The organism is Streptomyces viridosporus T7A, assembly GCF_008704515.1.
GTDB classification, from domain to species: domain Bacteria; phylum Actinomycetota; class Actinomycetes; order Streptomycetales; family Streptomycetaceae; genus Streptomyces; species Streptomyces viridosporus.
Genome location: NZ_CP023700.1, coordinates 5,609,456 through 5,636,105, shown reverse-complemented (window position 1 = coordinate 5,636,105; position 26,650 = coordinate 5,609,456). Strand labels below are relative to the sequence as shown.

Annotated in this window: 27 protein-coding genes; 16 read left to right on the top strand and 11 right to left on the bottom strand. The window is 72.0% G+C overall.

Features of this window, described 5'->3' with window-relative positions; translation table 11 throughout:
* Window positions 1-117: 117 nt before the first annotated feature.
* Window positions 118-741, top strand: coding sequence for a TetR/AcrR family transcriptional regulator (locus CP969_RS26205; RefSeq protein ID WP_016824595.1), 624 nt, complete (start codon window positions 118-120; stop codon window positions 739-741).
* Between the two features lie 149 nt (window positions 742-890).
* On the top strand, window positions 891-1,709 hold the full coding sequence (locus CP969_RS26200; protein WP_016824596.1) for an SAM-dependent methyltransferase: 819 nt from the start codon (window positions 891-893) through the stop codon (window positions 1,707-1,709).
* 39 nt (window positions 1,710-1,748) lie between these two features.
* On the opposite strand, the gene CP969_RS26195 is transcribed toward CP969_RS26200, so the two are convergent.
* The 5 genes from CP969_RS26195 to CP969_RS26175 all read right to left on the bottom strand — a co-directional run bounded on the left by CP969_RS26195 (window position 1,749) and on the right by CP969_RS26175 (window position 5,183).
* Window positions 1,749-3,449, bottom strand: coding sequence for an acyl-CoA mutase large subunit family protein (locus CP969_RS26195; RefSeq protein ID WP_016824597.1), 1,701 nt, complete (start codon window positions 3,447-3,449; stop codon window positions 1,749-1,751).
* A gap of 84 nt (window positions 3,450-3,533) precedes the next feature.
* A complete protein-coding gene (locus CP969_RS26190; RefSeq protein WP_016824598.1) occupies window positions 3,534-3,872 on the bottom strand; it encodes a DUF3817 domain-containing protein in 339 nt (112 codons plus the stop codon).
* A 57-nt stretch (window positions 3,873-3,929) separates the two neighbouring features.
* Window positions 3,930-4,439 carry a MarR family winged helix-turn-helix transcriptional regulator gene (locus tag CP969_RS26185; protein ID WP_004983280.1) on the bottom strand — a complete coding sequence of 170 codons (510 nt, stop codon included), beginning with the start codon at window positions 4,437-4,439 and terminating at the stop codon, window positions 3,930-3,932.
* 100 nt (window positions 4,440-4,539) lie between these two features.
* On the bottom strand, window positions 4,540-4,842 hold the full coding sequence (locus tag CP969_RS26180; RefSeq protein WP_004983282.1) for an MTH1187 family thiamine-binding protein: 303 nt from the start codon (window positions 4,840-4,842) through the stop codon (window positions 4,540-4,542).
* Window positions 4,839-5,183, bottom strand: a complete 345-nt coding sequence (locus tag CP969_RS26175) for a DUF3817 domain-containing protein (RefSeq protein WP_004983284.1) — start codon at window positions 5,181-5,183, stop codon at window positions 4,839-4,841. The genes CP969_RS26180 and CP969_RS26175 overlap by 4 nt, the downstream gene beginning before the upstream one ends.
* A 243-nt stretch (window positions 5,184-5,426) precedes the next feature.
* Here CP969_RS26175 and CP969_RS26170 point away from each other — a divergent pair, with 243 nt between their 5' ends.
* From CP969_RS26170 to CP969_RS26155, 4 genes are all read left to right on the top strand, one after another.
* Complete coding sequence (locus CP969_RS26170) at window positions 5,427-6,059, top strand: AIM24 family protein (RefSeq protein ID WP_039830865.1); 633 nt, start codon at window positions 5,427-5,429, stop codon at window positions 6,057-6,059.
* 1 nt (window position 6,060) lies between these two features.
* Window positions 6,061-6,711, top strand: a complete 651-nt coding sequence (locus CP969_RS26165) for an AIM24 family protein (RefSeq protein WP_004983287.1) — start codon at window positions 6,061-6,063, stop codon at window positions 6,709-6,711.
* 160 nt (window positions 6,712-6,871) lie between these two features.
* A complete protein-coding gene (locus CP969_RS26160; RefSeq protein WP_004983288.1) occupies window positions 6,872-7,648 on the top strand; it encodes an AIM24 family protein in 777 nt (258 codons plus the stop codon).
* A gap of 96 nt (window positions 7,649-7,744) precedes the next feature.
* Complete coding sequence (locus tag CP969_RS26155; protein ID WP_004983289.1) at window positions 7,745-8,221, top strand: MarR family winged helix-turn-helix transcriptional regulator; 477 nt, start codon at window positions 7,745-7,747, stop codon at window positions 8,219-8,221.
* Window positions 8,222-8,290: 69 nt separating this feature from the next.
* On the opposite strand, the gene CP969_RS26150 is transcribed toward CP969_RS26155, so the two are convergent.
* Both CP969_RS26150 and CP969_RS26145 read right to left on the bottom strand, forming a co-directional pair.
* A complete protein-coding gene (locus CP969_RS26150) occupies window positions 8,291-9,781 on the bottom strand; it encodes a sensor histidine kinase (protein ID WP_016824600.1) in 1,491 nt (496 codons plus the stop codon).
* Entirely contained in the window at window positions 9,778-10,443 is a 666-nt protein-coding gene (locus CP969_RS26145) for a response regulator transcription factor (protein WP_004983291.1), read from the bottom strand. Before CP969_RS26145 ends, CP969_RS26150 begins: the two co-directional genes overlap by 4 nt.
* A gap of 115 nt (window positions 10,444-10,558) precedes the next feature.
* Here CP969_RS26145 and CP969_RS26140 point away from each other — a divergent pair, with 115 nt between their 5' ends.
* Window positions 10,559-11,293, top strand: coding sequence for a PepSY domain-containing protein (locus tag CP969_RS26140; RefSeq protein WP_016824601.1), 735 nt, complete (start codon window positions 10,559-10,561; stop codon window positions 11,291-11,293).
* A 65-nt stretch (window positions 11,294-11,358) separates the two neighbouring features.
* Here the strand turns inward: CP969_RS26140 and meaB are convergent, their stop codons facing one another.
* A complete protein-coding gene (gene meaB / locus CP969_RS26135) occupies window positions 11,359-12,315 on the bottom strand; it encodes a methylmalonyl Co-A mutase-associated GTPase MeaB (RefSeq protein ID WP_016824602.1) in 957 nt (318 codons plus the stop codon).
* Window positions 12,316-12,358: 43 nt separating this feature from the next.
* Window positions 12,359-13,573 carry an acetyl-CoA C-acetyltransferase gene (locus tag CP969_RS26130; RefSeq protein WP_078495352.1) on the bottom strand — a complete coding sequence of 405 codons (1,215 nt, stop codon included), beginning with the start codon at window positions 13,571-13,573 and terminating at the stop codon, window positions 12,359-12,361.
* A 149-nt stretch (window positions 13,574-13,722) separates the two neighbouring features.
* Between CP969_RS26130 and mce the strand changes: the two genes are divergently transcribed.
* The 7 genes from mce to CP969_RS26095 all read left to right on the top strand — a co-directional run bounded on the left by mce (window position 13,723) and on the right by CP969_RS26095 (window position 23,515).
* Complete coding sequence (mce, locus tag CP969_RS26125) at window positions 13,723-14,163, top strand: methylmalonyl-CoA epimerase (RefSeq protein WP_004983295.1); 441 nt, start codon at window positions 13,723-13,725, stop codon at window positions 14,161-14,163.
* 231 nt (window positions 14,164-14,394) lie between these two features.
* The gene (scy, locus tag CP969_RS26120; RefSeq protein WP_150474967.1) at window positions 14,395-18,276 is read left to right on the top strand and encodes a polarized growth protein Scy; all 3,882 of its coding nucleotides are present in this window, start codon (window positions 14,395-14,397) and stop codon (window positions 18,274-18,276) included.
* Between the two features lie 183 nt (window positions 18,277-18,459).
* A complete protein-coding gene (locus tag CP969_RS26115) occupies window positions 18,460-19,398 on the top strand; it encodes a coiled-coil domain-containing protein (RefSeq protein ID WP_004983298.1) in 939 nt (312 codons plus the stop codon).
* Between the two features lie 86 nt (window positions 19,399-19,484).
* Entirely contained in the window at window positions 19,485-20,438 is a 954-nt protein-coding gene (locus tag CP969_RS26110; RefSeq protein WP_004983300.1) for an ABC transporter ATP-binding protein, read from the top strand.
* Window positions 20,439-20,440: 2 nt separating this feature from the next.
* Complete coding sequence (locus tag CP969_RS26105; RefSeq protein WP_004983303.1) at window positions 20,441-21,211, top strand: ABC transporter permease; 771 nt, start codon at window positions 20,441-20,443, stop codon at window positions 21,209-21,211.
* Window positions 21,212-21,344: 133 nt separating this feature from the next.
* Window positions 21,345-22,565, top strand: coding sequence for an ABC transporter ATP-binding protein (locus tag CP969_RS26100; protein WP_150474966.1), 1,221 nt, complete (start codon window positions 21,345-21,347; stop codon window positions 22,563-22,565).
* Window positions 22,562-23,515 (top strand): ABC-2 transporter permease, encoded by a 954-nt coding sequence (locus CP969_RS26095; protein WP_026084866.1) that lies wholly within the window; start codon window positions 22,562-22,564, stop codon window positions 23,513-23,515. Before CP969_RS26100 ends, CP969_RS26095 begins: the two co-directional genes overlap by 4 nt.
* 18 nt (window positions 23,516-23,533) lie before the next feature.
* On the opposite strand, the gene CP969_RS26090 is transcribed toward CP969_RS26095, so the two are convergent.
* Entirely contained in the window at window positions 23,534-23,866 is a 333-nt protein-coding gene (locus tag CP969_RS26090) for a hypothetical protein (RefSeq protein WP_016824607.1), read from the bottom strand.
* 243 nt (window positions 23,867-24,109) lie between these two features.
* On the opposite strand from CP969_RS26090, the gene CP969_RS26085 reads away from it, so the two are divergent.
* The gene (locus CP969_RS26085) at window positions 24,110-25,138 is read left to right on the top strand and encodes an LLM class flavin-dependent oxidoreductase (RefSeq protein ID WP_016824608.1); all 1,029 of its coding nucleotides are present in this window, start codon (window positions 24,110-24,112) and stop codon (window positions 25,136-25,138) included.
* An 85-nt stretch (window positions 25,139-25,223) separates the two neighbouring features.
* Here CP969_RS26085 and CP969_RS26080 read toward each other — a convergent pair whose 3' ends face one another.
* Window positions 25,224-25,616, bottom strand: a complete 393-nt coding sequence (locus tag CP969_RS26080) for an SCO5389 family protein (protein WP_004983310.1) — start codon at window positions 25,614-25,616, stop codon at window positions 25,224-25,226.
* 288 nt (window positions 25,617-25,904) lie between these two features.
* On the opposite strand from CP969_RS26080, the gene nucS reads away from it, so the two are divergent.
* Window positions 25,905-26,576 (top strand): endonuclease NucS, encoded by a 672-nt coding sequence (gene nucS, locus CP969_RS26075; protein ID WP_026084867.1) that lies wholly within the window; start codon window positions 25,905-25,907, stop codon window positions 26,574-26,576.
* Window positions 26,577-26,650: the final 74 nt, after the last annotated feature.

Below are 26,650 nucleotides of genomic sequence, written 5' to 3'. Positions count from 1 at the left end.
GTCGCACGTGCTTTCGCTACGAGTCGTAGCGTAACGCCGGACGGGGCCCCCGCGGCACCGGGCCCGGGTGATCTCCCTCACGACCGACCGCGCGGTCTGCGCCGCTAAGGTCGTGCCATGCAGAGCCGCACCCCCGCCAGTCGCACCGGACGCCCGCGCAGCGCGGCCGCGGACGCCGCGATCCTGGCCGCGACCCGCGAGGCTCTGGTCGAACTGGGCTGGTCCAGGCTCACGTTGAGCGACGTGGCGATCCGCGCCGGGGTGGCGAAGACCACCCTCTACCGGCGCTGGGCGGGCAAGAACGAACTGGTCGTGGACGCGGTCGCGGAACTCTTCGACGAGCTGCGCGTGCCCGACCGCGGCTCGCTGGCCGCCGACATCGAGGGCGTGGTGCTGCAGTTCGCCGCGATCCTGGCCCGCCCCGAGGCCAGGAGCGGGCTGATGGCGGTGGTCGCCGAGGCGACCCGCGACGAGGCGCTGCGCGCGCGCATCCGGGCCTCCATCGTCGACCGGCAGAAACACCTGGTCCTCGCGGGCCGGGCGCGCGCACAGGCGCGGGGCGAGCTGCCGGCCGAGACCGACACCGGCCGGACCGCCCGCGCCGCCGACCTGATCTTCGACATGGTGGCTGGCGCGGTGGTGCACCGCACCCTGGTGAGCGCGGAGCCGGCGGACGAGGAGTGGGTGCACGGCTTCACCCGGGTCCTGCTGTCGGGGCTCGCCGCGGCCGGCTCCGCCTGAGGGGCCCGGACCGTCCGCGGGCCGTGATCGTCGACGAACTCCCTTCCATGCGACGGTAGTTGCTTGCCGCGACAGGACCGTCCTGCGAGGATCGGGTGATCATCCCGACCGGGACACGTACGGCACGCCGAGCACCCAGGGAGCCCCGCATGACCGGAACCGGAGCCGAACCCGTCGCCGCGCGCATCGACACCTCCGGGCCGCACCCGGCCCGGGTCTACGACTGGTTCCTCGGCGGCAAGGACAACTACCCCGTGGACGAGGAACTGGGCCGGCGCATCATGAGCGTCGACGGGACCGCACGGCACGTCGCCCGGACCAACCGCTGGTTCATGCAGCGCGTCACCCGGTGGCTGGCCGGCCGGGCGGGCGTCCGCCAGTACCTGGACATCGGCACCGGCATCCCCACCGAGCCCAACCTGCACCAGGTGGCCCAGCGCATCGCGCCGGAGTGCCGCGTCGTCTACGCCGACAACGACCCCATCGTGCTGAAGCACGCCGAGGCGCTCCTGCGCAGCACCCCCGAGGGCGCCACCGCCTACATCGAGGCGGACGTGCGCCGGCCCGACCACATCCTGGAGCAGGCCCGCGCGTGCCTGGACTTCACCCGGCCGCTGGCCCTGTCCCTGGTGGCGCTCACCCACTTCCTCGGCGACGAGGACGATCCGTACGGCCTGGTGGCGCGGCTGGTCGACGCCCTCCCCTCCGGCAGTCACCTCGTCCTGTCGCAGCTCACCGCCGACTTCGACCCCGTCGGAGTGGGACGCGGCGTCGAGATGTACAAGGCGGGGGGCGTCACCCTCGCGCCGCGCACCCGCGCGCAGATCGCCCGCTTCTTCACCGGGCTCGACCTCGTGGAGCCCGGTCTGGTCCAGCTGACCGACTGGCGTCCCGAGCTCGCCGACGGTGAGAGCACCGACCCGAACGCCGTGATCTCCCTGTACGGCGCGGTGGCCCGCAAGCCGTGACCGCCCTCCCCGGCCGGGCGGCCGGGGAGGGGGCCCGCTCTAGAAACCGGCGGGCTCGGTGTACACGCCCCACTCGTCGCGCAGGACGCCGCAGATCTCGCCCAGCGTCGCCTCCGCGCGCACGGCGTCCAGCATCGGCTCGATCATGTTGGCGCCGGAGCGCGCGGCCTCCAGCATGGCGTCGAGCGCGCCGCGCACCGCCGCGTCGTCGCGGGCGGCCTTCCGCTCGCCCAGCAGCCGGACCTGCGCGCGCTCCACCTCGTGGCTGACCCGCAGGATCTCCAGGTCGCCGGTGACGGACCCGGTGTGGGCGTTGACGCCGACGACCTTCTTGTCGCCCTTCTCCAGCGCCTGCTGGTAGCGGAACGCCGACTCGGCGATCTCGCCGGTGAACCAGCCGTCCTCGATGCCGCGCAGGATCCCGGAGGTGATCGGCCCGATCGGGTGCCGCCCGTCCGGGTGGGCCCTGAGACCCCGTTCCTTGATCTGCTCGAAGATCTCCTCCGCGTCGGCCTCGATGCGGTCGGTGAGCTGCTCGACGTACCACGCACCGCCGAGCGGGTCGGCGACGTTGGCGACGCCGGTCTCCTCCATGAGCACCTGCTGGGTGCGCAGGGCGATCTCGGCGGCCTGCTCGCTGGGCAGCGCGAGGGTCTCGTCGAGGGCGTTGGTGTGCAGCGAGTTGGTCCCGCCGAGCACGGCGGCCAGCGCCTCCACGGCGGTGCGGACGACGTTGTTGTACGGCTGCTGGGCGGTCAGCGAGACACCGGCGGTCTGCGTGTGGAACCGCAGCCACTGCGCCTTCTCGCTCCGCGCGCCGTAGACGTCCCGCATCCAGCGCGCCCAGATCCGCCGGGCCGCGCGGAACTTGGCGATCTCCTCGAAGAAGTCGACGTGCGCGTCGAAGAAGAAGGAGAGGCCGGGGGCGAAGACGTCCACGTCCAGGCCGCGGCTGAGCCCCAGCTCCACGTACCCGAAGCCGTCGGCCAGCGTGTACGCCAGCTCCTGCGCGGCCGTCGCCCCGGCCTCGCGGATGTGGTAGCCGGAGACCGACAGCGGCTTGTAGGCGGGGATGCCGGCCGCGCAGTGCTCCATCAGGTCGCCGATCAGGCGCAGGTGCGGCTCGGGCTGGAAGAGCCACTCCTTCTGGGCGATGTACTCCTTGAAGATGTCCGTCTGCAGCGTGCCGTTGAGCACGGCGGGGTCGACGCCCTGGCGCTCGGCGGCGACGAGGTACATGCAGAAGACGGGCACGGCGGGCCCGCTGATGGTCATCGACGTGGTGACGTCGCCGAGCGGGATGTCCCGGAACAGGACCTCCATGTCGGCCGCCGAGTCGATGGCCACCCCGCAGTGCCCGACCTCGCCCAGGGAGCGCGGGTCGTCGGAGTCGCGGCCCATGAGCGTCGGCATGTCGAAGGCGACGGAGAGCCCGCCCCCGCCGTTGCCGAGGATCATCTTGTACCGCTCGTTGGTCTGCTCGGCGTTGCCGAACCCGGCGAACTGCCGGATGGTCCACGTGCGCCCCCGGTAGCCGGTCGGGTACAGCCCGCGGGTGAAGGGGTACTCACCCGGCCAGCCGATCCGCTCGAACCCCTCGTAGGTGTCCCCGGGCCGGGGCCCGTACACCGGCTCCACGGGGTCGCCGGAGAGCGTGGTGAAGTCCGCGTCCCGCTTGCGTGCGGCGTCGTACCGGGCCTGCCAGCGTCGGCGGCCCTCCTCGATGGCGTCAGCGTCCATACCCTCGAATTTACTTGGACGTCCTAGTAAATGTCGACGGCTGACCGCCGCACGCTGCTCCATGCGGCGGTGACGCCCGGAACGCTACGCCCCGGCGGTCGCGGGCGCCTCGGCCGCGACCTTGGCCTCCAGCTCGCGGCTGATCCCGCGCTCCACGAAGAAGGCGGCCGTCGGCACGGTGCCCGCCAGCAGCACCCAGATCTGCTTCTTGACCGGCCACTTCGCCTTGGAACCGAGGTCGAAGGCGAAGATCAGGTACACCACGTACAGCCAGCCGTGGGCGATGCTGACCACCTGGGTGAAGTCGTCCGCGCCGTCCACCCCGAGGATGTACTTGCCGATCATGCCGAAGACCAGCAGGACGAGCAGGACACCGGTGACGTAGGCCATGACGCGGTAGCGCGTCAGCACGCTCTTCTTCATGCAGTCGAGCGTAACGGCCCGTTCCGGGCCATCCCGGACCGGGGCACGTGGGCCGCGTCACCCCTCCTCGAAGTCCCCCGCCGCGAGCCGCAGCGGCCGGAGCATCGCGAAGAGCTCGCCGCACTCCTCGGCGTCGTAGGCGCCGAGGCCGAAGTCCATGGCCATCAGGTCGCGGGTGGCCGCCTCGACCACCTCGCGGCCCTTGTCGGTGATGCGGGCCAGGGTGCCGCGGCCGTCGTTGGGGTTGGGGCGCTTGTCCACCAGGCCCGACCTCACCAGCCGGTCCACGGTGTTCGTCACCGACGTGGGGTGCACCATCAGCCGCTCGCCGATCTTGGACATCGGCAGCTCGCCCGCCTTGGAGAAGGTCAGCAGCACCAGCGCCTCGTACCGCGCGAACGTCAGCCCGTACGGCTTGACCACCGCGTCGACCTCGGCCAGCAGGATCTGGTGCGCACGCATGATCGACGTGATCGCGGCCATCGACGGCACGCTTCCCCAGCGCTGCTTCCAGAGCTCGTCGGCGCGGGCGATGGGATCGAACGAGAGACTGAGCGGCTTCGGCACGGCACCGACCCTACCGGCCGGTCATATGCTGGTCAGCCCCGTCTCGCCCTTCGGTCGGCGGGACCGCACCGGCCCCGCCGACCGCTTCGTCGGTCGCCGGCTACCCGGCGTCCCGCGCCAGGTGCCGCTCGACGGTCTCCACCTTGGAGGTGAGGCCGTCCTCCACCCCCGGGCGGAGGTCGGCCTTGAGGACCAGGGAGACGCGCGGAGCCCGTGCCTCCACCGCGGCGACGGCGCGCTTCACGACGTCCATGACCTCGTCCCACTCGCCCTCGACCGAGGTGAACATGGCGTCGGTGCGGTTCGGCAGCCCGGACTCGCGGACCACCCGCACGGCGTCGGCGACGTACTCCCCCACGTCCTCGCCCACACCGAGCGGCGTCACGGAGAAGGCGACGATCACGCGTTCACCACTCCTTCGTTCCGGGCGCGGGTGGCGATCACCGCGTCCTCGGCCTCGCGCTTGAGCCGGCGCTCGGCGAAGAAGCCGCCGAGGGGCAGGACCGACATCAGGAAGTAGAAGGCGGCGGTCTTCAGCGGCCACTTGGCGCGGTTCCAGGCGTCCGCCCAGAAGAGCACGTACAGGACGAAGAGGAAGCCGTGGACCGCGCCCATCACCGGGACGGCGTTGAAGTCCGTGGTCCGCTTCAGGACCGAGCAGACGAGCAGGACGAGGAACGAGATCGCCTCGGGGCCCGAGACCAGGCGGAGGCGGCGGAGGGCGGTGGCGGTCTTGATGTCCACGGATCACCTTCGGTGGGAGGGACGTCGGTGTCGACGGGTCGGACGGTTTGTGAACGCACGCACAAGCGTCCGCCCATTGTGGCAAATCTCCTCCGTGATCACCCGAGGGGGTCCCCGGGATCCCGGGTCCCGGCCGCCGGGCGTCCCGGCCGGTCCGTAGCCCGTAGGGGGCCGATCGGGTTCCGACTCCCCCACGGGACCTGTCGGCGGGGCAAAGCGGCCGCTACCGTCACATCCGTGGCGATGTTCAGGCTTCAGAGCAGCAGGGTGCTCGCCGTCGACATGACCGGGGACGCCGTGAAGGCGAAGAACGGCTCCATGGTCGCGTACGACGGCGAGATGGCCTTCAAGAAGCTCACGGGTGGCGGTGAGGGCCTGCGGGGGATGGTGACCCGGCGGCTGACCGGCGAGCAGATGACGGTGATGGAGGTGAAGGGGCACGGGACCTGCTGGTTCGCGGACCGCGCGTCCGAGATCAATCTCGTCGACCTCCAGGGGGACAAGCTCTACGTGGAGTCGAGCAACCTGCTGGCGGTCGACGGCGCACTGCGCACCGGCACCGGCTTCACGGGGATGCGCGGTGCCGCGCAGGGCAACGGGCTGTTCACGACCACCGTGGAGGGGCACGGCCGGGCGGCGCTCCTGTCGGACGGCCCCGTGGTGGTGCTCCGGGTCGGCCCGCAGTACCCGCTGACGGTCGATCCCGGCGCCTATGTGGCCCACCAGGGGAACCTGAGGCAGTCCTTCCAGTCCGGCGCGACCTTCCGCACCCTGATCGGCGAGGGCGGCGGCGAGGCCTTCCAGATCCGGTTCGAGGGCGACGGACTGGTCTACGTGCAGCCCAGTGAGCGGAACACGATCGCGGGGGACGTCTGACATGGCCTTCCGGGAGATCAACTCGAAGGTGGTCGAGGCGACCGTGGCGCCGGGCCTGCGGCTGTTCAGCCAGCGCGGCGCGATGCTCGCGTACCAGGGGGAGGTGAGCTTCACCCCGAACCTGAGGGGCGGCCAGGGCGGGCTGGTGTCGATGATCGGCCGGCGCGTGGCGAACGAGGACACGCCCCTGATGACCGTCGAGGGCAGCGGCACGGTCCTGTTCGGGCACGGCGGCCACGACGTGCAGGTGATCAACCTGTCCGGGGACACCCTGTACGTCGAGGCGGACCGGCTGCTGGCCTTCGAGGGCACGCTGGAGCAGGGCACGGTGTTCCTCGGGTCGCAGGGCGGGGTGATGGGGATGGTCCGGGGCCAGGTCTCCGGGCAGGGGCTGTTCACGACCTCGCTGAAGGGGCACGGCTCCGTCGCCGTGATGGCCCACGGCGGGGTGATCGAGATCCCGATCACCCCGCAGCGGCCGGTGCGCGTCGACCCGCAGGCCTACGTCGCCCACCACGGCGACGTCCGCAACAAGCTGTCCACGGCCCTCGGCTGGCGGGACATGGTGGGCCGCGGTTCGGGAGAGGCGTTCCAGCTGGAGCTGAGCGGCAGCGGTGCGGTGTACGTCCAGGCGTCGGAGGAGAAGCTTTGACCGCCCCCTCCCCCGGCGGGCGGGGGCTCCCGGCCCGGGCCGCCTCCCCGTCGCGGCGGGCCTCCTCCGACCGGGCCACGCCCTGCCCCCTGCCCCGCTTCACGGGGATCCACTTCTTCCCCGGCCCGAGGAGGCCGGGGCCCTCTCGGAGGTACCCCAGGTGAGCACCGTGCACCACGACCCGACGACGCTGCCGTCCGACGACAACGTCACCCCCTACACCTTCTGCGTGGAACTCAGGGGCACCCAGTGGTTCATGCAGAAGGGGAAGATGATCGCCTACTACGGATCGATCGAGTTCAACGGCGTCGGACACGGCCGGCTCGACCGGCTCGTCCGTACGGCGTTCCATTCGCCTCTGCACGCGAGCGACTGGGTCGTGGCGGAGGGCTCGGGCAAGATGCTCCTCGCCGACCGGGCCTTCGACGTGAATTCGTACGACCTGGACGACGGCAACCTGACCATTCGCTCGGGCAACCTCCTCGCTTTTCAGCCAAGTCTCTCGCTGAAGCAGTCGATCGTGCCGGGTTTCCTGACCCTGATCGGAACCGGAAGATTCGTGGCCGCGTCCAACGGTCCGGTGGTCTTCCTGGAGCCCCCCGTCCGGGTGGACCCGCAGGCGCTGGTCGGATGGGCCGACTGCCCCTCTCCGTGCCACCACTACGACCACGGCTACCTGACCGGCCTGGTGGGCGGTCTACGTGCGATGACGGGGCTCGGCGGGGCCTCGGGCGAGGAGCACCAGTTCGAGTTCGTGGGAGCCGGCACGGTGCTGCTCCAGTCGTCCGAGAAGCTGATGCCGGAGCAGGCCGTGGGGGTCACTCCGCAGCAGTCGGGGGTGCCCGGCGGAGCGTCGCCCGGCGGGTCCGGGCAGCCGTCCGGATCACCGCGCCTTCCCGGACAGCTGGGCGACCTCCAGCGTCGCTTCGGGCTGTGAGCGGTAGTCTGCGGAGTGTGACGTCGAACGCGTGCGCACCATGTCACACGGAAGCCTCATTAGTTCGTCTTTCAACTTCTTAGGTAGACTTCATTCATGGAGACCGAGACGGCCACGCGCTGGCTGACCCACGCAGAGCAGTGCGCCTGGCGCACCCACCTGGAGGTCAACAGGCTGTTGACCTACCAGCTCGAGAAAGATCTGCAGCCGTTCGGCCTGACAATGAACGACTACGAGATCCTGGTGAACCTCTCCGAGTCGGAGGACCGGCGGATGCGGATGAGCGACCTCGCCTCCGCCACCATGCAGTCCAAGAGCCGCCTCTCGCACCAGATCACCCGCATGGAGAACGCGGACCTGGTCCGGCGGGAGAACTGCGAGTCCGACCGCCGCGGGCTCTACGCGGTCCTCACCGAGCACGGCCTGGAGACCATGCGGAAGGTCGCGCCCCACCACGTGGCGTCCGTGCGCCGCCACTTCATCGACCTGCTCTCCCCCGAGGCCCTCACCGAACTCGACAAGGCCCTCAAACCCATCGCGGAACACCTGCGCGGGCAGCGGGGACGCCCCTGACGCCCTGACCGGGACCAGACCGGGACCTGGCCGGCAGCACCGTGCCGGACAGCACGGGCCGCAGGGGCGTCACCCCTCCTCGACGAGCGGCAGACGGAGCTCGAACAGGGCTCCGCCCGTCGGCGCCGCACCGGCCGTGAGCGTCCCGCCGTGCCGTACGGCGACGTCCCGCGCGATGGCGAGCCCCAGCCCGGCGCCGCCGTCGTCGCGGCTGCGGGCGGCGTCCAGCCGGACGAACCGTTCGAAGATCCGCTCGCGGTCGGCCTCGGGCACCCCCTCCCCGTCGTCCGCGACGCCGAGCACCGCCCAGGCCCCCTCCCGCCGGACGGTCACCGTGACCGTCTCGCGGGCGTGCCGCCGGGCGTTGTCGAGCAGGTTGGTGAGCAACCGCCCCAGCTGCCCCCGCGAGCCGGTCACCTGCGCCGGCTCCGTCCGCACCACCACCCCCGTCCGGCCCGCGGTCTCCTCCCGGGCCAGCGCGGCCAGGTCGACGAGGCTGTCGGCGGGCCGCTCCCCCGCGTCCAGCCGAGCGAGCAGCAGCAGGTCGGCGGCGAGGTGCTGGAGCCGCACGGTGTCCTCGACGGCGCCGTCCAGGTCGAGCAGCTCGGGGTGGGCGGCGGCCACCTCCAGCTGGGTGCGCAGCGAGGCGATCGGGCTGCGCAGCTCGTGCGAGGCGTCGGCGACGAACCGCCGCTGCCGCTCCACGGACGCCTCCAGCGCGGTGAGCGTCTCGTTGGTGGTGCGGGCGAGCCGGGCGATCTCGTCGTGCGTGCCGGGCTCCGGGACGCGGCGGGCGAGGTCCTCGGAGGCGGTGATCGCGGCCATCTCCCGGCGGATGCCCTCCACCGGCCGCAGGGCCCGCCCGGTGACCATCCAGGTCACGCCGGCGACCACGCCCAGCAGCAGCGGGAGGCCGATGAGCATCGCGGTCTGCGCGGTGTCCACGGCACTGTGCTCGGCGGCGAGCGGCGCTCCCGCGTAGACGGTGAGCCGGCCCCGGTCGTGGGTCTGCACGTCGACGGCCGCGAACCGGTAGTCCTCGGTGTCGCCGTCGATCGTCGCGGAGCCGTTCCCGAAGGTGGTCTCGCCGGCGATCTCACCGGGGGCGAGGTCCTCGCCGGAGCCGCCGGAGTCCTCGGCGTGGTCGGAGTCGTCCGGGTCGTCAAAATCGTCGGAGTCGCCCGAGTCGCCTGAGTCGTCGGAGTCGTCATCGTCGTCGCCCGGGGCGGGCGGGGCCGGACGCGGCTTCACCTCGTCGGTCGCCGTGCCGCTGATCCGCTCCAGGTCCTCGCTGGCCGCGACCAGCCCGCCGTCCTCGTCGAGGATCTGCACCGGCCCGTCGTCGCCGTCCAGCCCCGTCAGGTCCTCGTACGCCGTCCGGGCGGCCAGATCGAAGGCGACCGCCCGGGCGGAGCGCTCCGCCCGGGTGCCCGCCTCGGCGGTCAGGTTGGAGCGCAGCGCCAGCACCACGGCGAACCCCGCCGTGACGAGGGCCACGGCGACCACCAGGGTCGCGCCGAGCGTCGCCCGCGACCGGACCGAGCCGAACAGCCGGTTCACCGCGCCGTCTCCAGCCGGTACCCGGCGCCGCGCACGGTCCGGATCAGCCCGGCGCGCAGCTTGCGGCGCAGGGCGCTGACGTAGACCTCGACGATGTTCGGGTCGCCCTCGTAGGCGAAGTCCCAGACGTGCTCCAGGATCTCCGCCTTGGAGACCACCTCGCCGGCCCGCAGCACCAGCTGCTCCAGGACGGAGAACTCCTTGGCGGTCAGCGCCACCTCGTCCTCGCCCAGGAAGACCCGGCGGGCGGCGGTGTCCACCCTGAGGTCGCCGTGCACGTGCACCGGGGAGGCCCCGGCGCCCTGACGGCGGCGCAGCAGCGCCTTGACGCGGGCGACGAGGACGACGTACGAGAACGGCTTGGTGAGGTAGTCGTCGGCGCCCGTGTCCAGGCCCTCGGCCTCGTCGTACTCGCCGTCCTTGGCGGTGAGCATCAGGATCGGCACGTCGTGCCCGGCGGCGCGCAGGGCGGCGCAGACCCGGTAGCCGTTCAGGCCGGGCAGCATGATGTCGAGGACGACCAGGTCGTACGAGCCCTCGGTGGCCCGGTGCAGCCCTTCCCGGCCGTCGTGGACGACGTCCACGGCATAGCCCTCGGCGGTCAGTCCCTTGGCGAGCGACAGGGCGAGCCGCTTCTCGTCCTCCACGATCAACAGGCGCATGCCCCCAAGGGTCGCAAAGGGAACCTGAAGATCACTTCAGGCGGTTTCAGGTTCCTTTCAGCCTCGGTCGGCGAGATTGAAGGCGTCGAAAAAGAACGACAGGGGAGGAACCCGCATGAAGCGCAACATCGTGATCGCCGCCGTCACGGCCGCAGCCCTCGTCGGAGGAGGTACGGCGACGGCCCTCGCGGTCTCGGGGGACGACGCGCCGAAGCGGCAGACGAACACCTGGGCGGCGGACGACGACCGCGACGACCGCGACGACGACGGCCGGGACGACGACGGAGCGCGTGACCGCGACGACGACCGCGACGACCGGGGCGACCGCGACGACCGCGACGACCGCGACGACGACGCGCAGGCGGCCTCCTCGAAGGTGACCGCCGCCGAAGCCGTCGCCGCCGCCCTGAAGCACACGCCGGGCACCGCCGTCTCCGTGGAACTGGACGACGAGGACGACGACGGGGGCAGGACGGCCTGGGAGGTCGACGTCCTCGCCGGCGGCGACACCTGGTACAGCGTGTGGGTCGACCCGGCCACCGGCAAGGTCCTGGATGCCCGGCAGGACGACGAGGACGACGCCGACGAGGTGCGGGCCGCGCTGAAGGGGACGTCGGTGACGGCCGAGGAGGCCGCGAGGGCGGCGGCCGCCGAGGGGACGGTGACGTCGGTGGAGCTGGACGACGACGGCGACGCGGGCTGGGAGGTCGAGACCCGGGCCTCCGGCGGGGACGACCGGGACTGGCGGGTCGGCCTGAACAGCGGCAAGGTCACGGCGGACGGGGACGACGACTCCGACGACGGCTCCGATGACGACGGGGACGACGGGGACGACGGGGACGACGCCTGAGGGTGCGGATGAGGGGCGGCGGGGCGGAACCATCCGCTCCGCCGCCCCTCACCTGCGCCCAGGGGTCAGCTCTGCGTCAGCCCCGCCACCAGTTCGTCCGCCGCCCGGTACGGGTCCAGCTCGCCGGCGATGATCCGTTCCGCCAGGGCGCCGAGCCGGCGGTCGCCGTGGAGGTCGCCGATGCGTTCGCGCAGGGCGGTGACGGCGATCGTCTCGACCTCGCGGGAGGCACGGGCCAGCCGGCGCTCCGCCAGGACGCCCCGCTCCTCCATCCACGCGCGGTGCTTCTCCAGCGCCTCGACGACCTCGTCGACGCCCTCCGCGCGCGCGGCGACCGTCTTGACGATCGGCGGGCGCCAGTCGCCGGGGGCGCGGGACTCGCCGAGGCCGAGCATGTGGTTCAGCTCCCGGGCGGTGGCGTCGGCGCCGTCGCGGTCGGCCTTGTTGACGACGTAGACGTCACCGATCTCCAGGATCCCGGCCTTGGCGGCCTGGATGCCGTCGCCCATGCCGGGGGCGAGCAGGACGACGGAGGTGTCGGCCTGGGAGGCGATCTCCACCTCCGACTGGCCGACGCCGACCGTCTCGACCAGGATCACGTCGCAGCCCGCCGCGTCCAGGACCCGGATGGCCTGCGGCGCGGCCCAGGCGAGGCCGCCGAGGTGACCGCGGGAGGCCATGGAGCGGATGTAGACGCCGGGGTCGGAGGCGTGCTCCGACATCCGGACGCGGTCGCCGAGCAGGGCGCCGCCGGAGAACGGCGAGGACGGGTCGACGGCCAGGACGCCGACCCGCTTGCCCTGTTTGCGGTACGCGGTCACCAGTGCCGAGGTGGACGTCGACTTGCCGACGCCCGGCGAGCCGGTCAGACCGACGACGTACGCGTTGCCGGTGAGCGGTGCCAGGGCCGCCATGACCTCCCTCAACTGCGGGGACGCCCCCTCCACCAGGGAGATCAGCCGGGCCACGGCCCGCGGCCTGCCCTCTCTGGCCCGGGCCACCAGAGTGGAGACGTCCTGCATCACAGCTCCGTTCACGAGGGGGAAACCAGCAAACACATCCGGCTCAGGCCTTGGGTACCCGCACGATCAGCGCGTCACCCTGGCCACCGCCGCCGCACAGCGCCGCCGCGCCGACCCCGCCGCCGCGCCGCTTCAGCTCCAGCGCCAAGTGCAGCACGAGCCGCGCGCCGGACATCCCGATCGGGTGACCCAGGGCGATGGCACCACCGTTGACATTCACCTTTTCGGCGGAAACGCCGAGATCCTTCATTGACTGCACCGCGACCGCGGCGAACGCCTCGTTGATCTCGAGGAGGTCGAGGTCGGAGACCTCCAGGCCCTCCTTCTTCAGGGCGTGCAGGATCGCGTTGGACGGCTGCGACTGCAGGGAGTTGTCGGGGCCGGCCACGTTGCCGTGGGCGCCGATCTCGGCGATCCAGTCCAGGCCGAGCTCCTGCGCCTTGGCCTTGCTCATCACGACCACGGCCGCCGCACCGTCCGAGATCTGCGAGGAGGAGCCGGCGGTGATGGTGCCGTCCTTGGCGAAGGCGGGGCGCAGCTTGCCGAGCGACTCGGCGGTGGTGTCGCCGCGGATGCCCTCGTCCTTGCTGAACAGGACCGGGTCGCCCTTGCGCTGCGGGATCTCGACCGGGGTGATCTCGGCCTCGAAGACGCCGTTCTTCTGCGCGGCGGCGGCCCGCTGGTGGGACAGGGCGGCGATCTCGTCCTGCTCCTGGCGGCCGATGCCCAGGCGCGTGTTGTGCTTCTCGGTGGACTCGCCCATGGCGACGCCCTCGAAGGAGTCGGTCAGACCGTCGTACGCCATGGCGTCGAGCATCTGGACGGCGCCGTACTTGAAGCCCTCGCGGGACTTCGGCAGCAGGTGCGGGGCGTTGGTCATGGACTCCTGGCCGCCGGCGACGACCGCGTCGAACTCGCCGGCCCGGATCAGCTGGTCGGCCAGCGCGATGGCGTCGAGGCCGGAGAGGCACACCTTGTTGATGGTGAGCGCCGGGACGTTCATCGGGATGCCCGCCTTGACGGCGGCCTGACGTGCCGGGATCTGCCCCGCCCCGGCCTGGAGCACCTGCCCCATGATCACATACTGGACCTGGTCGCCGCCGATCCCCGCACGGTCGAGGGCGGCCTTGATCGCGAAGCCGCCGAGGTCGGCCCCGGAGAAGGACTTGAGCGAACCGAGCAGCCGACCCATCGGGGTGCGGGCGCCCGCGACGATGACGGACGTCGTGCCGTTCGCTGCGGAAGATGCAGAAGACATGAGCTGCGATCCCCTTACCGGCCTGCACAGCCGAGGAGTGAACGAGGGTTTACTTCGAATGTACTGAGGCCCGGCGCACCCCGTCATCGGGCCGTCGGTGTGATCGCGCGCACGTTGCGTAACCACCCCGGGAGCGCTGCACTGAAACCATGCTGACGCGAATCGACCACATCGGGATCGCCTGTTTCGACCTCGACAGGACCGTCGAGTTCTACCGTGCCACCTACGGCTTCGAGGTGTTCCACTCCGAGGTCAACGAGGAGCAGGGCGTGCGCGAGGCCATGCTCAAGATCAACGGCACCTCGGACGGCGGAGCCTCCTACCTCCAGCTGCTGGAACCGACCCGGGAGGACTCCACGGTCGCCAAGTGGCTGGCGAAGAACGGCGAGGGCGTCCACCACATCGCCTTCGGCACGGCGGACGTCGACGCCGACGCCGCCGCCATCAAGGACAAGGGCGTACGCGTTCTGTACGAGGAGCCCCGGCGCGGCTCCATGGGGTCACGCATCACCTTCCTGCACCCCAAGGACTGCCATGGCGTACTGACAGAACTGGTCACTTCGGCGCCGGTTGAGTCACCTGAGCACTGACCCACGTACATATGGGCCGGTAGGGTTGGGTGCGGTCGCCGCTCGATCCAGGGTGACCGGGTCCTGCCGTCAACGACGGCGGGACCGACCGGGGTCCGGGTTGAGGGGGGCGAGCGCCGGGGCAGCAGCCCATGCTCCGCCGCCGATCTGACACCATTCCCCGGGAGCACCGTTCGCCGGACGGACGGGGCTCGGCCAGACTTGCGACCAGGGGACGGATGGGACCGCGCAGTGCGGGGCTACGAGAGCCAGGAGCGAGAGCCGGCGGCTGACGTCGACCACCTCTCTCGGTTCGAAGCCGAGATGAAGCGGCTGAAGACCGAGCGGGAAAAGGCGATCCAGCACGCCGAGGACCTCGGCTACCAGGTCGAGGTGCTGCGCGCCAAGCTGCACGAGGCGCGCCGCACCATCATGTCCCGGCCCGCCTACGACGGCGGGGACCTCGGCTACCAGGCCGAGCAGTTGCTGCGCAACGCGCAGCTGCAGGCCGACCAGTTGCGGGCGGACGCCGAGCGGGAGCTGAGCCAGGCGCGGGCGCAGACCCAGCGGATCCTGCAGGAGCACGCGGAGCAGGCGGCCCGGCTCCAGGCGGAGCTGCACCAGGAGGCGGTGACCCGGCGCCAGCAGCTCGACCAGGAGCTGGCGGAGCGCCGGCAGACCGTCGAGTCGCACGTCAACGAGAACGTGGCCTGGGCGGAGCAGTTGCGCGCCCGGACGGAGGCCCAGGCCCGCCGGCTGCTCGAGGAGTCCCGCGCGGAGGCGGAGCAGGCCATGGCCGCCGCGCGTGCGGAGGCGGAGCGGCTGACCGCCGAGGCGCGCCAGCGGCTGCAGAGCGAGGCCGAGTCGGCCCGCGCGGAGGCCGAGCAGCTCCTGCGCCGGGCCCGCGCGGACGCGGAGCGGCTGCTGAACGCCGCCTCCGCGCAGGCCCAGGAGGCCACCGACCACGCCGAGCAACTGCGGACGTCGACCGCCGGCGAGACGCAGGCCGCGCGCCGTGAGGCGCAGGAGCTCAGCAGGGCCGCCGAGCAGCGCATGGCGGAGGCCGAGACCGCGCTGCGCGAGGCCCGCACCGAGGCGGAGAAGGTGCTCGCCGAGGCCAAGGAGGCCGCCGCCAAGGCGCTCGCCTCCGCCGAGTCGGCGAACGAGACCCGGACGCGCACCGCCAAGGAGCAGGTGGCCCGGCTGGTCCAGGAGGCCACGAAGGAGGCCGAGCAGACCAAGTCCGAGGCCGAGCAGCTGGTCGCGGACGCCCGCGCGGAGGCCGAGAAGATCGTCGCCGAGGCCGCCGAGAAGGCCCGCACGATCACCGCCGAGGAGTCGGCCACCCAGCTGTCCAAGGCGGCGAAGACCGCCGAGGACGTGCTCAACAAGGCGTCGGAGGACGCCAAGAAGACCACCAGGGCCGCCGCCGAGGAGGCCGAGCGGATCCGCAGGGAGGCCGAGGCCGAGGCGGACCGGCTGCGGGCCGAGGCGCACGACATCGCCGAGCAGCTCAAGGGCGCCGCCAAGGACGACACCAAGGAGTACCGCGCCAAGACGGTCGAGCTGCAGGAGGAGGCCCGCCGGCTGCGCGGCGAGGCCGAGCAGCTGCGCGCCGACGCGGTCGCCGAGGGCGAGAAGATCCGCGCGGAGGCCCGCAAGGAGGCCGTGGCGCAGATCGAGGAGGCGGCGAAGACCGCCGAGGAACTGCTCGCCAAGGCCAAGGCGGACGCGGACGAGCTGCGCTCCACCGCGCAGACGGACAGCGAGAAGGTCCGCACCGAGGCCATCGAGCGCGCCACCGCGCTGCGCCGGCAGGCCGAGGAGACGCTGGAGCGCACCCGCCAGGAGGCCGAGCGGCACCGTGCGGAGGCCGCCGAGCAGGCCGAGGCCCTCAAGGAGGACGCCGAGCGGGCCGCGCGCGAGCTGCGCGAGGAGACCGAGCGGGCCGTCGAGGCCCGGCGCGCGGAGGCCACCGAGGAGCTGACGCGGCTGCACACGGAGGCCGAGGAGCGGCTCGCCGCCGCCGAGCAGGCGCTGAGCGACGCCCGTGAGGAGGCGGCCCGGATCCGCCGGGAGGCGTCCGAGGAGGGCGAGCGGCTGCGCACCGAGGCCGCCGAGCGGATCCGCGCGCTCCAGCAGCAGGCGGAGGCGGAGGCCGAGCGGCTGCGCACCGAGGCCGCCGCCGACGCGTCCGCGTCCCGCGCCGAGGGCGAGGCCGTCGCCGTACGGCTGCGTTCGGAGGCCGCGGCCGAGGCGGAGCGGCTGAAGTCGGAGGCGCAGGACAGCGCCGACCGGGTGCGGGCCGAGGCCCAGGCCGCCGCCGAGCGGCTGGGCGCGGAGGCGTCGGAGACGCTGGCCGCCGCGCAGGAGGAGGCCGCCCGGCGCCGCCGCGAGGCCGAGGAACTCCTCGGTGCGGCGCGGCAGGAGGCCGACCAGGAGCGCGAGCGGGCCCGCGAGCAGAGCGAGGAGCTGCTGGCCTCGGCGCGCACGCGCGTGGAGGAGGCGCAGGCGGAGGCCGTGCGCCTGGTCGAGGAGGCCGACCGGCGCGCCACCGAGATGGTGTCGGCCGCCGAGCAGCACGCCCAGCAGGTGCGGGACTCCGTCGCGGGGCTGCAGGAGCAGGCCCAGGAGGAGATCGCCGGGCTGCGCAGCGCCGCCGAGCACGCGGCGGAGCGCACCCGCCGCGAGGCCGAGGAGGAGGCGGAGCGGGTCCGCGCCGACGCCTACGCGGAGCGGGAGCGGGCGTCCGAGGACGCGGGCCGGCTGCGGCGCGAGGCGCGGGAGGAGACGGAGGCCGCCAAGACGCTGGCCGAGCGCACGGTGTCCGAGGCGATCACGGAGGCCGACCGGATCCGCACGGAGGTCACCGAGCACGCCCAGCGGGTGCGCACGGAGGCCTCGGACACCATCGCCGAGGCCGAGCAGAGCGCGGCGCGCACCCGGGCGGACGCCCGCGAGGACGCCAACCGGATCCGTTCGGACGCGGCGACGCAGGCGGACGCCCTCATCACCGAGGCGCGGAGCGAGGCCGAGCGGCTCACCGTCGAGACCGTCGCGGAGACCGACCGGCTGCGCACGGAGACGGTCGCCGAGGCCGAGCGGGTGCGGGCCGATTCGGTCGCCAAGGCGGAGAAGCTGATCGCGGACGCCACGGGCGACGCGGAGCGGCTGCGGGCCGAGGCCGCCCAGACCGTGGGGGCGGCGCAGCAGCACGCGGAGCGGATCCGCGGCGAGGCCGAGCGGGTCAGGACCGACGCGGAGGCGGAGGCCGAGCGCCTGGTGTCGTCCGCGCGCGAGGAGTCCGAGCGGACGCTGGACGAGGCCCGCAAGGAGGCCAACAAGCGGCGTACCGAGGCCGCCGAGCAGGTCGACAAGCTCATCACGGAGACCACCGCCGAGGCGGACAAGCTGCTCACCGAGGCGCAGCAGCAGGCGCAGAAGACGACCGCGGACGCCGAGGCGCAGGCGGACACGATGGTCGGCGCGGCCCGCAGCGAGGCCGAGCGGATCGTGTCCGAGGCGACCGTCGAGGGCAACACGCGTGTGGAGAAGGCCCGTGCGGACGCGGACGAGCTGCTGGTCGGCGCGCGCCGGGACGCGACGCAGATCCGGGAGCGCGCGGAGGAGCTGCGCGAGCGCGTCACGAGCGAGATCGAGGAGCTGCACGAGCGGGCCCGCCGGGAGGCGGCCGAGACGATGAAGTCCACGGGCGACCGCTGCGACGCGCTCATCAAGGCCGCCGAGGAGCAGCTCGCCAAGGCCGAGGCGAAGGCCAAGGAACTCGTCTCCGAGGCCAACTCCGAGGCGGGCAAGGTGCGCATCGCCGCGGTGAAGAAGGCCGAGGGCCTGTTGAAGGAGGCCGAGCAGAAGAAGGCCGCGCTGATCAGGGAGGCCGAGGAGCTGAAGGCCGAGGCGGTCCGCGAGGCGCGGCGCACGGTCGAGGAGGGCAAGCGCGAGCTGGAGGTCCTGGTGCGCCGCCGGGAGGACATCCAGGCCGAGATCTCCCGGGTCCAGGACGTCCTGGAGGCGCTCGAGTCGTTCGAGGCGCCGTCGGGAGGCAAGGACAACGGGGTCAAGGCGGGGGCCTCCGCGGGTGCCGCCCGTTCGAGTGGCAAGTCGTCAAATAGCTAGCGAACCGGTCAAAACCCCCCTGGTTTTGGGGGTTTTGACCAAGGCTCTGGCAAGCTGTCCGACGGCCAGCCACCCAAAAGAGGTGTCATTCTCCGTATCAAACGTGCATCCGCTCGATGACACACCGCATCGGCGCCTAGGATTCCACCTATCACCTCACCGGTCTCTTTCGACAGGAACCCCATGAGCGACACTTCCCCCTACGGCTTCGAGCTTGTGCGGCGTGGGTACGACCGCGCTCAGGTGGACGAACGTATCTCCAAGCTCGTCTCCGACCGTGACAGTGCACTCGCCCGCATCACCGCTCTGGAAAAGCGCATCGAGGAACTCCACCTCGAGACCCAGAACGCCCAGGCCCAGGTCAGCGACGCCGAGCCGTCGTACGCCGGGCTCGGCGCCCGGGTCGAGAAGATCCTGCGGCTCGCCGAGGAAGAGGCGAAGGACCTGCGCGAGGAGGCCCGTCGCGCGGCGGAGCAGCACCGTGAGCTCGCCGAGTCGGCCGCCCAGCAGGTACGCAACGACGCCGAGTCCTACGCCGCCGAGCGCAAGGCGAAGGCCGAGGACGAGGGCGTACGGATCGTCGAGAAGGCCCAGGGCGAAGCCGCACAGCTTCGGTCCGAGGCGCAGAAGGACGCGCAGTCCAAGCGGGAGGAGGCGGACGCCCTCTTCGAGGAGACCCGCGCCAAGGCCGCGCAGGCCGCCGCCGACTTCGAGACGAACCTCGCCAAGCGCCGCGAGCAGTCCGAGCGCGACCTGGCGTCCCGTCAGGCCAAGGCCGAGAAGCGTCTCGCCGAGATCGAGCACCGCGCGGAGCAGCTCCGCCTGGAGGCCGAGAAGCTGCGCACCGACGCCGAGCGCCGCGCCCGCCAGACCGTGGAGACCGCGCAGCGCCAGGCCGAGGACATCGTGGCCGACGCCAACGCCAAGGCCGACCGGATCCGTTCGGAATCGGAGCGCGAGCTCGCGGCCCTGACCAACCGCCGCGACTCCATCAACGCCCAGCTGACGAACGTCCGCGAGATGCTCGCCACGCTCACGGGCGCCGCGGTGGCCGCGACCGGCACGCCCGCCACCGAGGACGAGCCGATCTCCCGCGGGGTCCCGGCCCAGCAGTCCCGCTGACGTTTCGGGACACGGCGACCGAACATCGGGCGAAGCCCTCCGCCACTGGGGTGGCAGAGGGCTTCGCCCCGTTCTAGCGTGGCCGCATGATCGAGCTCGAGGGGCTGACCAAGCGGTACGGCGAGAAGACGGCGGTCGACCACCTGACCTTCACGGTCAGACCGGGCATCGTCACGGGCTTCCTCGGCCCCAACGGGGCGGGCAAGTCGACCACCATGCGGATGATCCTGGGCCTGGACCGGCCCACCGCCGGGGACGTCCGGATCGACGGCAGGCACTACGACGAGCTCAAGGACCCGCTGACCTCCATCGGCGCCCTGCTGGAGGCGAAGGGCGCGCACCCCGGCCGCAGTGCCCGCAACCACCTGCTGTGCCTCGCCCAGAGCAACGGCATCCCGGAGCGGCGGGTGCGCGAGGTGCTGGACACGGTCGGACTGACGGCGGTGGCGCGGAAGAAGGCCAAGGGCTTCTCGCTCGGCATGGGCCAGCGGCTCGGCATCGCCGCCGCGCTGCTCGGCGACCCGCGGATCCTGATGTTCGACGAGCCGGTCAACGGCCTCGACCCCGAGGGCATCCACTGGATCCGCACCCTGATGAAGTCGCTGGCCGCCGAGGGCCGCACCGTCTTCGTCTCCTCCCACCTGATGAGCGAGATGGCGCTGACCGCCGACCACCTCGTCGTCATCGGCCAGGGCCGGCTGCTCGCCGACACCTCCATGGCCGATTTCATCGCACGCAACTCCCGCTCCTACGTCCGCATCCGCAGCCCGCAGCGGGAACGGCTGCTGGACGTGCTGCACCAGGCCGGGATCACCGCCGTGGAGAGCGGTGACGGGACCCTGGAGGTGGACGGCGACAAGGCCGAGCACATCGGGGAGCTGGCCGCCCGGCACCGGCTGGTGCTGCACGAGCTGAGCCCGCAACAGGCCTCGCTGGAGGAGGCGTTCATGCAGTTGACCGCGGAGTCGGTGGAGTACCACGCCCACTCCGGTACGCCCGTGTCCCCGCAGCAGTGGGGCGACGGCTGGAAGAAGGGCTGAGCATGGCGACGGTACAGGTCATCCGGTCCGAGTGGACCAAGATCCGGTCGGTGGCGTCCACGGTGTGGACGCTCTCCCTGGCGGTGGTCGTCACCATCGCGCTCGGCATGCTGATCTCGGCGCTGGCGAGAAGCGAGTTCGGCCGGATGAGCACGCAGGACCGACTCACCTTCGACCCGACGTTCATCAGCTTCGCCGGGATGAGCCTCGGCCAGCTCGCGATGATCGTGTTCGGGGTGCTGGTGGTGTCGAACGAGTACAGCACCGGCATGATCCGCACCTCGCTGGCGGCGGTACCGCAGCGCGGCACGTTCCTGTTCGCCAAGCTGGCGGTCGCCACCGTGCTCGCGCTCGTGGTCTCCCTGGCCACCAGCTTCGCCGCCTTCTTCCTGGGCCAGGCGATGCTCGGTGAGCACCGGGCGTCCCTCGGGGACGACGGGGTGCTGCGCGCGGTCATCGGCGGCGGCCTCTACATGACCCTGATCGCGGTGTTCTCGATGGGCGTCGCCACGATGCTGCGCTCGCCGATGCTGTCGCTCGGCATCCTGGTTCCGTTCTTCTTCCTGATCTCCAACATCCTGGGCTACGTCGACGCGACGAAGGACGTCGTCCGCTTCCTGCCCGACCATGCCGGCAGCAGGATCATGCAGGTGGTGCCGCCGGTCGGCGACGACACCCCGTACGGGCCCTGGGGCGGCCTCGGGATCATGGTGCTGTGGGTACTCGCCGCGCTCGTCGGCGGCTACGTGCTGCTCAAGCGGCGCGACGCCTAGTGACGCCCGGCGAGGGGCCTGATCCGTGCGGTTTTTACCTCGCCTTGGGCGGAACCGTCAGCGCCTGGATATCCTCCTAACCCTTACGGGGGCGTATGCCCTGCTGTCCTGAACCTTTCGATGGGTGCGGAGCATGATCGAGGCAGTCGGCCTGACCAAGCGCTACGGCGACAAGACCGCTGTGTACAACCTGTCCTTCCAGGTGCGACCCGGCGCCGTCACCGGCTTCCTGGGCCCCAACGGCTCCGGCAAGTCGACGACGATGCGGATGATCCTCGGCCTGGACAACCCCACCGCGGGCCACGTCACGATCGGCGGCTACCCGTACCGCAGACTGCCCAACGCCCCCCGCCAGGTCGGCGCGCTGCTGGACGCCAAGGCGGTGCACGGCGGCCGGTCCGCCCGCAACCACCTGCTGTCCCTGGCCCAGCTCTCCGGCATCCCGGCCCGGCGCGTGGACGAGGTGCTGGGCGTGGTCGGCCTGCACCAGGTGGCCGGCCGGCGCTCGAAGGGCTTCTCGCTCGGCATGGGCCAGCGGCTCGGCATCGCCGCCGCGCTGCTCGGCGACCCCCAGGTGCTGCTGTTCGACGAGCCGGTCAACGGCCTCGACCCCGAGGGCATCCTCTGGGTGCGCAACCTGATGAAGTCGCTGGCCGCCGAGGGCCGCACCGTCTTCGTCTCCTCCCACCTGATGAGCGAAATGGCGCTCACCGCCGACCACCTCATCGTCATCGGGCGGGGCCAGCTCCTCGCCGACATGAGCGTGAAGGACTTCATCTCCGCCAATTCCGCCGACTTCGCGCGCGTGCGCACGCCCGACACCGAGCCGCAGCAGCGCGAGAAGCTGTCCGCCGCGATCACCGAGGCCGGCGGCCACGTCCTGCCCGAGCAGGACGGCGCGCTGCGGGTGACGGGACTGCCGCTGCCGCGCATCAGCGACATCGCCCACGACACCGGCGTACGGCTGTGGGAGCTGTCCCCGCACCAGGCCTCGCTGGAGGAGGCGTACATGCGGATGACGCAGGGCGCCGTCGACTACCGCTCGACCACCGACCAGAAGGCGGGGCTCCAGCAGCCGCTGCCGCCCGACGTGCAGCCGCCGATGCCGGTGCCGGGCCAGGGCCAGCCCGGCTGGTACGCCCCGCCGCCGCCCCAGCAGGGCGGGCAGCCCTTCACGGTGCCGCAGGGCGCGCCACAGGCCCCCGCGGGCCCCTACGGCGCTCCGGGCGCCCCCGCGGCCAACCCGTACGCGCAGGCGGCCCCGCAGGCGCCCCAGGCCCCGGCCGCACCGCCCGCCGCGCCCCCGACCGCCCCCACCGCCTCCGACGTGACCAAGCCCGAGGACGCCCGATGAGCTCGCCCCAGCCCCCGATGCCGCAGACCGCCGCACCCGAAGGGCAGGCGGCGCCCGGTTCCGCACCTCCCGCCCCCGGCGAGGCGTACCCCGCCCCCGGCTCGGCGTACCCCGCCCCCGGCTCGGCGTATCCCGCCTCCGGCTCGGCGTATCCCGGCTACACCTCGCCGATCCCGGTGGTGCGCACGCACCTCGGGCACGCGCTCGCCTCCGAGTGGACGAAGATCAGGTCGGTGCGCTCCACGATGTGGACGCTGGGCGTGTTCGTGCTGCTCGTCGTCGGCATCGGCCTGCTGACCGGCCTGGTGGTGGCGGGCCAGGACGCCGGCCTGGGCGAGGAGAGCCCGCTGGGCCTGGGCTTCTTCGGACTGCTGCTGGGCAGCATGTGCATCATGACGCTGGGCGTGCTGACCACCGCCTCCGAGTACAGCACCGGCATGATCCGCACCACGATGGTCGCCTGTCCCTCGCGCGCGCGGGTCCTCGCGGCGAAGGCCGTGGTGTTCTTCCTGGTCGCCTTCGTGGTGACCCTGGTGTCCGCCGCGCTCGTCGGCTTCGCGCACGTGGCGATGCTGGAGGGCGAGGCCAAGGCCCCCTCCGGCGAGGAGTGGCTGAAGGGCACGCTCGGCATCTCGTTCTACCTCGCGCTGCTCGGCACGTTCTCGCTGGCCGTCGGCTCGATCGTCCGGCACTCGGCGGGCGCCATCACCATCATGATCGGTGCCGTGCTCGCCCCGCTGGTGATCGCGCTGTTCATGTTCTCGTCCTCGCTGCAGGACGTTCAGCAGGCGCTGTTCGAGTACTCCATCCCGAACCAGATGAGCATCTTCTACGCCAACTCCCTGAGCGAGTCCGGCCCGTCCGGCTGGGACCCGCTGTGGATCATGCTCGGGGTCACCGCCGTGGCCCTGGGCGGCGCCTTCGCCCTGCTGGAGAAGCGGGACGTCTGACGGGCTCCTCGCCCCCGGTCAGAACCTCGGCGCGTTACGGGACCGCTGCACCCGCGTGGTGCGGCGGTCCTTGGCGTTCCAGCACGCCTTGTGCCAGTGCCGGCGCTCGTCGACCCCCGAGTGCTCCGGCCAGACCACCACGTGCGGCACTCCGTCCGGGATCAACTGGTCGCAGCCGGGGCAGCGGTAGGCCTTGCCCCGGGCGCTGGACCCCGCCACGTGCCGCACGCTCCACTCCTCGTCCTGCCAGCTCTCCGTGGACTGCCAGCCGCCGTAGCGGCCGGACCGGTCCTCCTCGACGCTCCGGCCGGACGAACCGGCTCCCTTCGGTCGGTTGCGACGCGGGGACACAGGACACCTCACGGGGGCTATACAGGATGCAGGGGCCGGTTCCAGCCTACGCGGCGCGCACAGGGGTACGCGTTACTCCGCCAAACGTCACAAGTCCCCTCCCCCGGCCCCGCGGAGCCCTTCCGGGCGGCCCATTCTGCAGACAATCCGCAAAGTCCATCGCCCGGCCGTGTCCTCGGCACGTGTCAGACGGTTATGCCCTGTGGGGGAGCTCCGGGTCGGGGCCAAGGAAGCAGGAAAGCAATGCGTGTGGGAAGTTTCGTGTTGGCCGCCCAGTTCCCCGGGCAGGGCGAGGGAGAGGCGCTGCACCGCGCGGTCCGCTCGGCCGAGGTGGCCGAGGAGGCGGGGCTCGACACGGTCTGGCTGGCCGAGCACCACTTCGTGCCGTACGGCACCTGTCCGTCGGCCGTCACCCTGGCCGCGTTACTGCTCGGACGCACCCGCCGTCTGCGGGTCGGCACGGCGGTGAGCGTGCTGCCCACCACCCACCCCGTGGCGCTCGGCGAACAGGCCGCGCTGCTGCACGTCACCAGTGGCGGCCGGTTCTCGCTGGGGGTCGGGCGCGGCGGGCCGTGGGTCGACCTGGAGGTGTTCGGGTCCGGTCTGGAGGCGTACGAGAAGGGGTTCCCGGAATCACTCGACCTGCTGGTGCGCTGGCTGCGCGAACCGTCCGTCGGGGCCGCCGGCGAGCGCTTCCGCTTCCGCACGGTCCCGGTCGTGCCGCGCCCGTCGGAGGCGCTCACCGAGGCCGAGGGCCCCGAGGTCGTGGTCGCCTGCACCTCCCCGGCGAGCGTACGGCTGGCCGCCGAGCGCGGGCTGCCGATGCTGCTCGGGATGCACGTCGGGGACGAGGAGAAGGCCGAGATGGTCGCCCTGTGGCGGCAGCACGCGCACGCGTGCGGGCGGCCGGCCCGGGAGGTCCACCGGGTCTCCCACGTCTCGGCCGGTGTCTGCCAGATCGCGGACCGGCGCGCGGACGCGGTGGAGACGCTGACGAAGGCGATGCCGGGCTGGCTGCGCCGGGGCCTCGAGGCGCACATCACGGTGGACGGCCGGAAGCGGCAGATGCGCGACCCGCTGGCGTACACCGAACTGCTCTGCGGGCTGCACCCGGTGGGCACCCCGCGGCTGTGCGCCGACCGGCTCGCGGCGACCAGTGAGCGGACCGGGATCTCCCGTTTCGCCCTGCTCGTCGAGGGGTCCGGCGACCTGGCGGCGACCGAGGAGAACGTCCGGCGGCTCGGAGCCGAGGTACTGCCCCAACTCGGCTGAGCGAGCCGGGGTTCCACGCAAGGCTTGCCGCCCCGGTACGAACTGCACCTCCCGCGTACGGAGCGGCAAGCGAACGGTGGAGTGCTCAGCAGTCGCGCAGTTCCGGCGACTGGTTCAGCAACTGACTGCGGACCGAGGTGAAGCGGTCCAGCGTCTCGTCGACCGAGGAGTCGAGCGGGAACACGGCCACCCGGTGGCAGTTCTGGAAGGCCAGCCGAACACCGAAGTGCCGTTGCAGCGCACCGCGTATCGCGTCACTCGCTAGCGCACGCAGCAGCTGGCCGCGTGCCTGCTCGTCCGGCGGGGGCGTCTGGTTGTCGGCGAAGGATCCACCGTCCACCTTCAGCTGGGCCACCAGGGAGCTGATCATCTCCCACGCAAAGGGCAGGGAGGTCCGGACGCAGTCGACGAAGGCAGCTTCGTCGACCTCGCCTCGCTCGGCCTGTTCGAGTAGGGCCGGTGAGACGTCGAGCGACATGGGTTCTCCTCTCGCACCCCCGACGAGCAGGGGTTGCCTGACAGATACGGGAGTCCGCGATATCGGACACGCTGCGTACACGCACCGCGACCTCCCGTTCAATACCGTAAGCAACGGACCGTGACCGCACCAGGAGAATGCGTGGATGCGGAACTTCCTGTGGGCCGGTAATCGGCCATCGCCGAACACGCGTTTTCCAGGAGATACAGGACGTGCCTCCTGGGGCTCCCGGGACCGCTGCGCACACGAATCGCGCCGGGGCGGGCCGGTCGAGTAGCGTTGCCGACCATGCGTCTCGTCATTGCCCGCTGCTCCGTGGACTACGCCGGGCGGCTCACCGCGCACCTGCCCTCGGCACCTCGTCTGATCCTGGTCAAGGCGGACGGCAGCGTCTCGATCCACGCCGACGACCGGGCCTACAAGCCCTTGAACTGGATGTCGCCGCCCTGCACCCTCAAAGAGGGCACCGGCGAGGAAGAGGGCGTCTGGACCGTCGTCAACAAGGCGGGCGAGAAGCTCATCATCACGATGGAGGAGGTCCTCCACGACTCCTCGCACGAACTGGGCGTCGATCCCGGCCTGATCAAGGACGGCGTGGAAGCACACCTCCAGGAACTGCTCGCCGACCGCATCGAGACCCTCGGCGAGGGCTACACCCTCATCCGCCGCGAGTACATGACCGCCATCGGCCCCGTCGACATCCTGTGCCGGGACGCGGAGGGGCGGACCGTGGCGGTGGAGATCAAGCGGCGCGGCGAGATCGACGGCGTGGAACAGCTCACGCGCTATCTGGAGCTGCTGAACCGCGATCCCCATCTCGCCCCGGTGCGCGGCATCTTCGCCGCCCAGGAGATCAAGCCGCAGGCCCGCGTGCTCGCCACGGACCGGGGCATCGGCTGCCAGGTCCTCGACTACGACGCGCTGCGGGGCATCGAGGACGACAAGCTGCGGCTGTTCTGACGCACGTCACGCACGTCGCCGCGACGGACGAGGGCCGGGTTCCCCACGGAACCCGGCCCTCGTCCGTGCCGCCC

Coding starts and splice junctions, on each gene's coding strand:
- CP969_RS26165 (WP_004983287.1), top strand. CDS start 6,061: ATGGCCTTCCGGGAGATCAACTCGAAGGTGGTCGAGGCGACCGTGGCG.
- meaB (WP_016824602.1), bottom strand. CDS start 12,315: ATGCAGGACGTCTCCACTCTGGTGGCCCGGGCCAGAGAGGGCAGGCCG.
- CP969_RS26100 (WP_150474966.1), top strand. CDS start 21,345: ATGATCGAGGCAGTCGGCCTGACCAAGCGCTACGGCGACAAGACCGCT.
- CP969_RS26145 (WP_004983291.1), bottom strand. CDS start 10,443: ATGCGCCTGTTGATCGTGGAGGACGAGAAGCGGCTCGCCCTGTCGCTC.
- CP969_RS26190 (WP_016824598.1), bottom strand. CDS start 3,872: ATGAAGAAGAGCGTGCTGACGCGCTACCGCGTCATGGCCTACGTCACC.
- CP969_RS26200 (WP_016824596.1), top strand. CDS start 891: ATGACCGGAACCGGAGCCGAACCCGTCGCCGCGCGCATCGACACCTCC.
- CP969_RS26155 (WP_004983289.1), top strand. CDS start 7,745: ATGGAGACCGAGACGGCCACGCGCTGGCTGACCCACGCAGAGCAGTGC.
- CP969_RS26170 (WP_039830865.1), top strand. CDS start 5,427: ATGTTCAGGCTTCAGAGCAGCAGGGTGCTCGCCGTCGACATGACCGGG.
- CP969_RS26130 (WP_078495352.1), bottom strand. CDS start 13,573: ATGTCTTCTGCATCTTCCGCAGCGAACGGCACGACGTCCGTCATCGTC.
- CP969_RS26205 (WP_016824595.1), top strand. CDS start 118: ATGCAGAGCCGCACCCCCGCCAGTCGCACCGGACGCCCGCGCAGCGCG.
- nucS (WP_026084867.1), top strand. CDS start 25,905: ATGCGTCTCGTCATTGCCCGCTGCTCCGTGGACTACGCCGGGCGGCTC.
- CP969_RS26140 (WP_016824601.1), top strand. CDS start 10,559: ATGAAGCGCAACATCGTGATCGCCGCCGTCACGGCCGCAGCCCTCGTC.
- CP969_RS26085 (WP_016824608.1), top strand. CDS start 24,110: ATGCGTGTGGGAAGTTTCGTGTTGGCCGCCCAGTTCCCCGGGCAGGGC.
- CP969_RS26115 (WP_004983298.1), top strand. CDS start 18,460: ATGAGCGACACTTCCCCCTACGGCTTCGAGCTTGTGCGGCGTGGGTAC.
- CP969_RS26080 (WP_004983310.1), bottom strand. CDS start 25,616: ATGTCGCTCGACGTCTCACCGGCCCTACTCGAACAGGCCGAGCGAGGC.
- CP969_RS26110 (WP_004983300.1), top strand. CDS start 19,485: ATGATCGAGCTCGAGGGGCTGACCAAGCGGTACGGCGAGAAGACGGCG.
- CP969_RS26095 (WP_026084866.1), top strand. CDS start 22,562: ATGAGCTCGCCCCAGCCCCCGATGCCGCAGACCGCCGCACCCGAAGGG.
- CP969_RS26105 (WP_004983303.1), top strand. CDS start 20,441: ATGGCGACGGTACAGGTCATCCGGTCCGAGTGGACCAAGATCCGGTCG.
- CP969_RS26195 (WP_016824597.1), bottom strand. CDS start 3,449: ATGGACGCTGACGCCATCGAGGAGGGCCGCCGACGCTGGCAGGCCCGG.
- mce (WP_004983295.1), top strand. CDS start 13,723: ATGCTGACGCGAATCGACCACATCGGGATCGCCTGTTTCGACCTCGAC.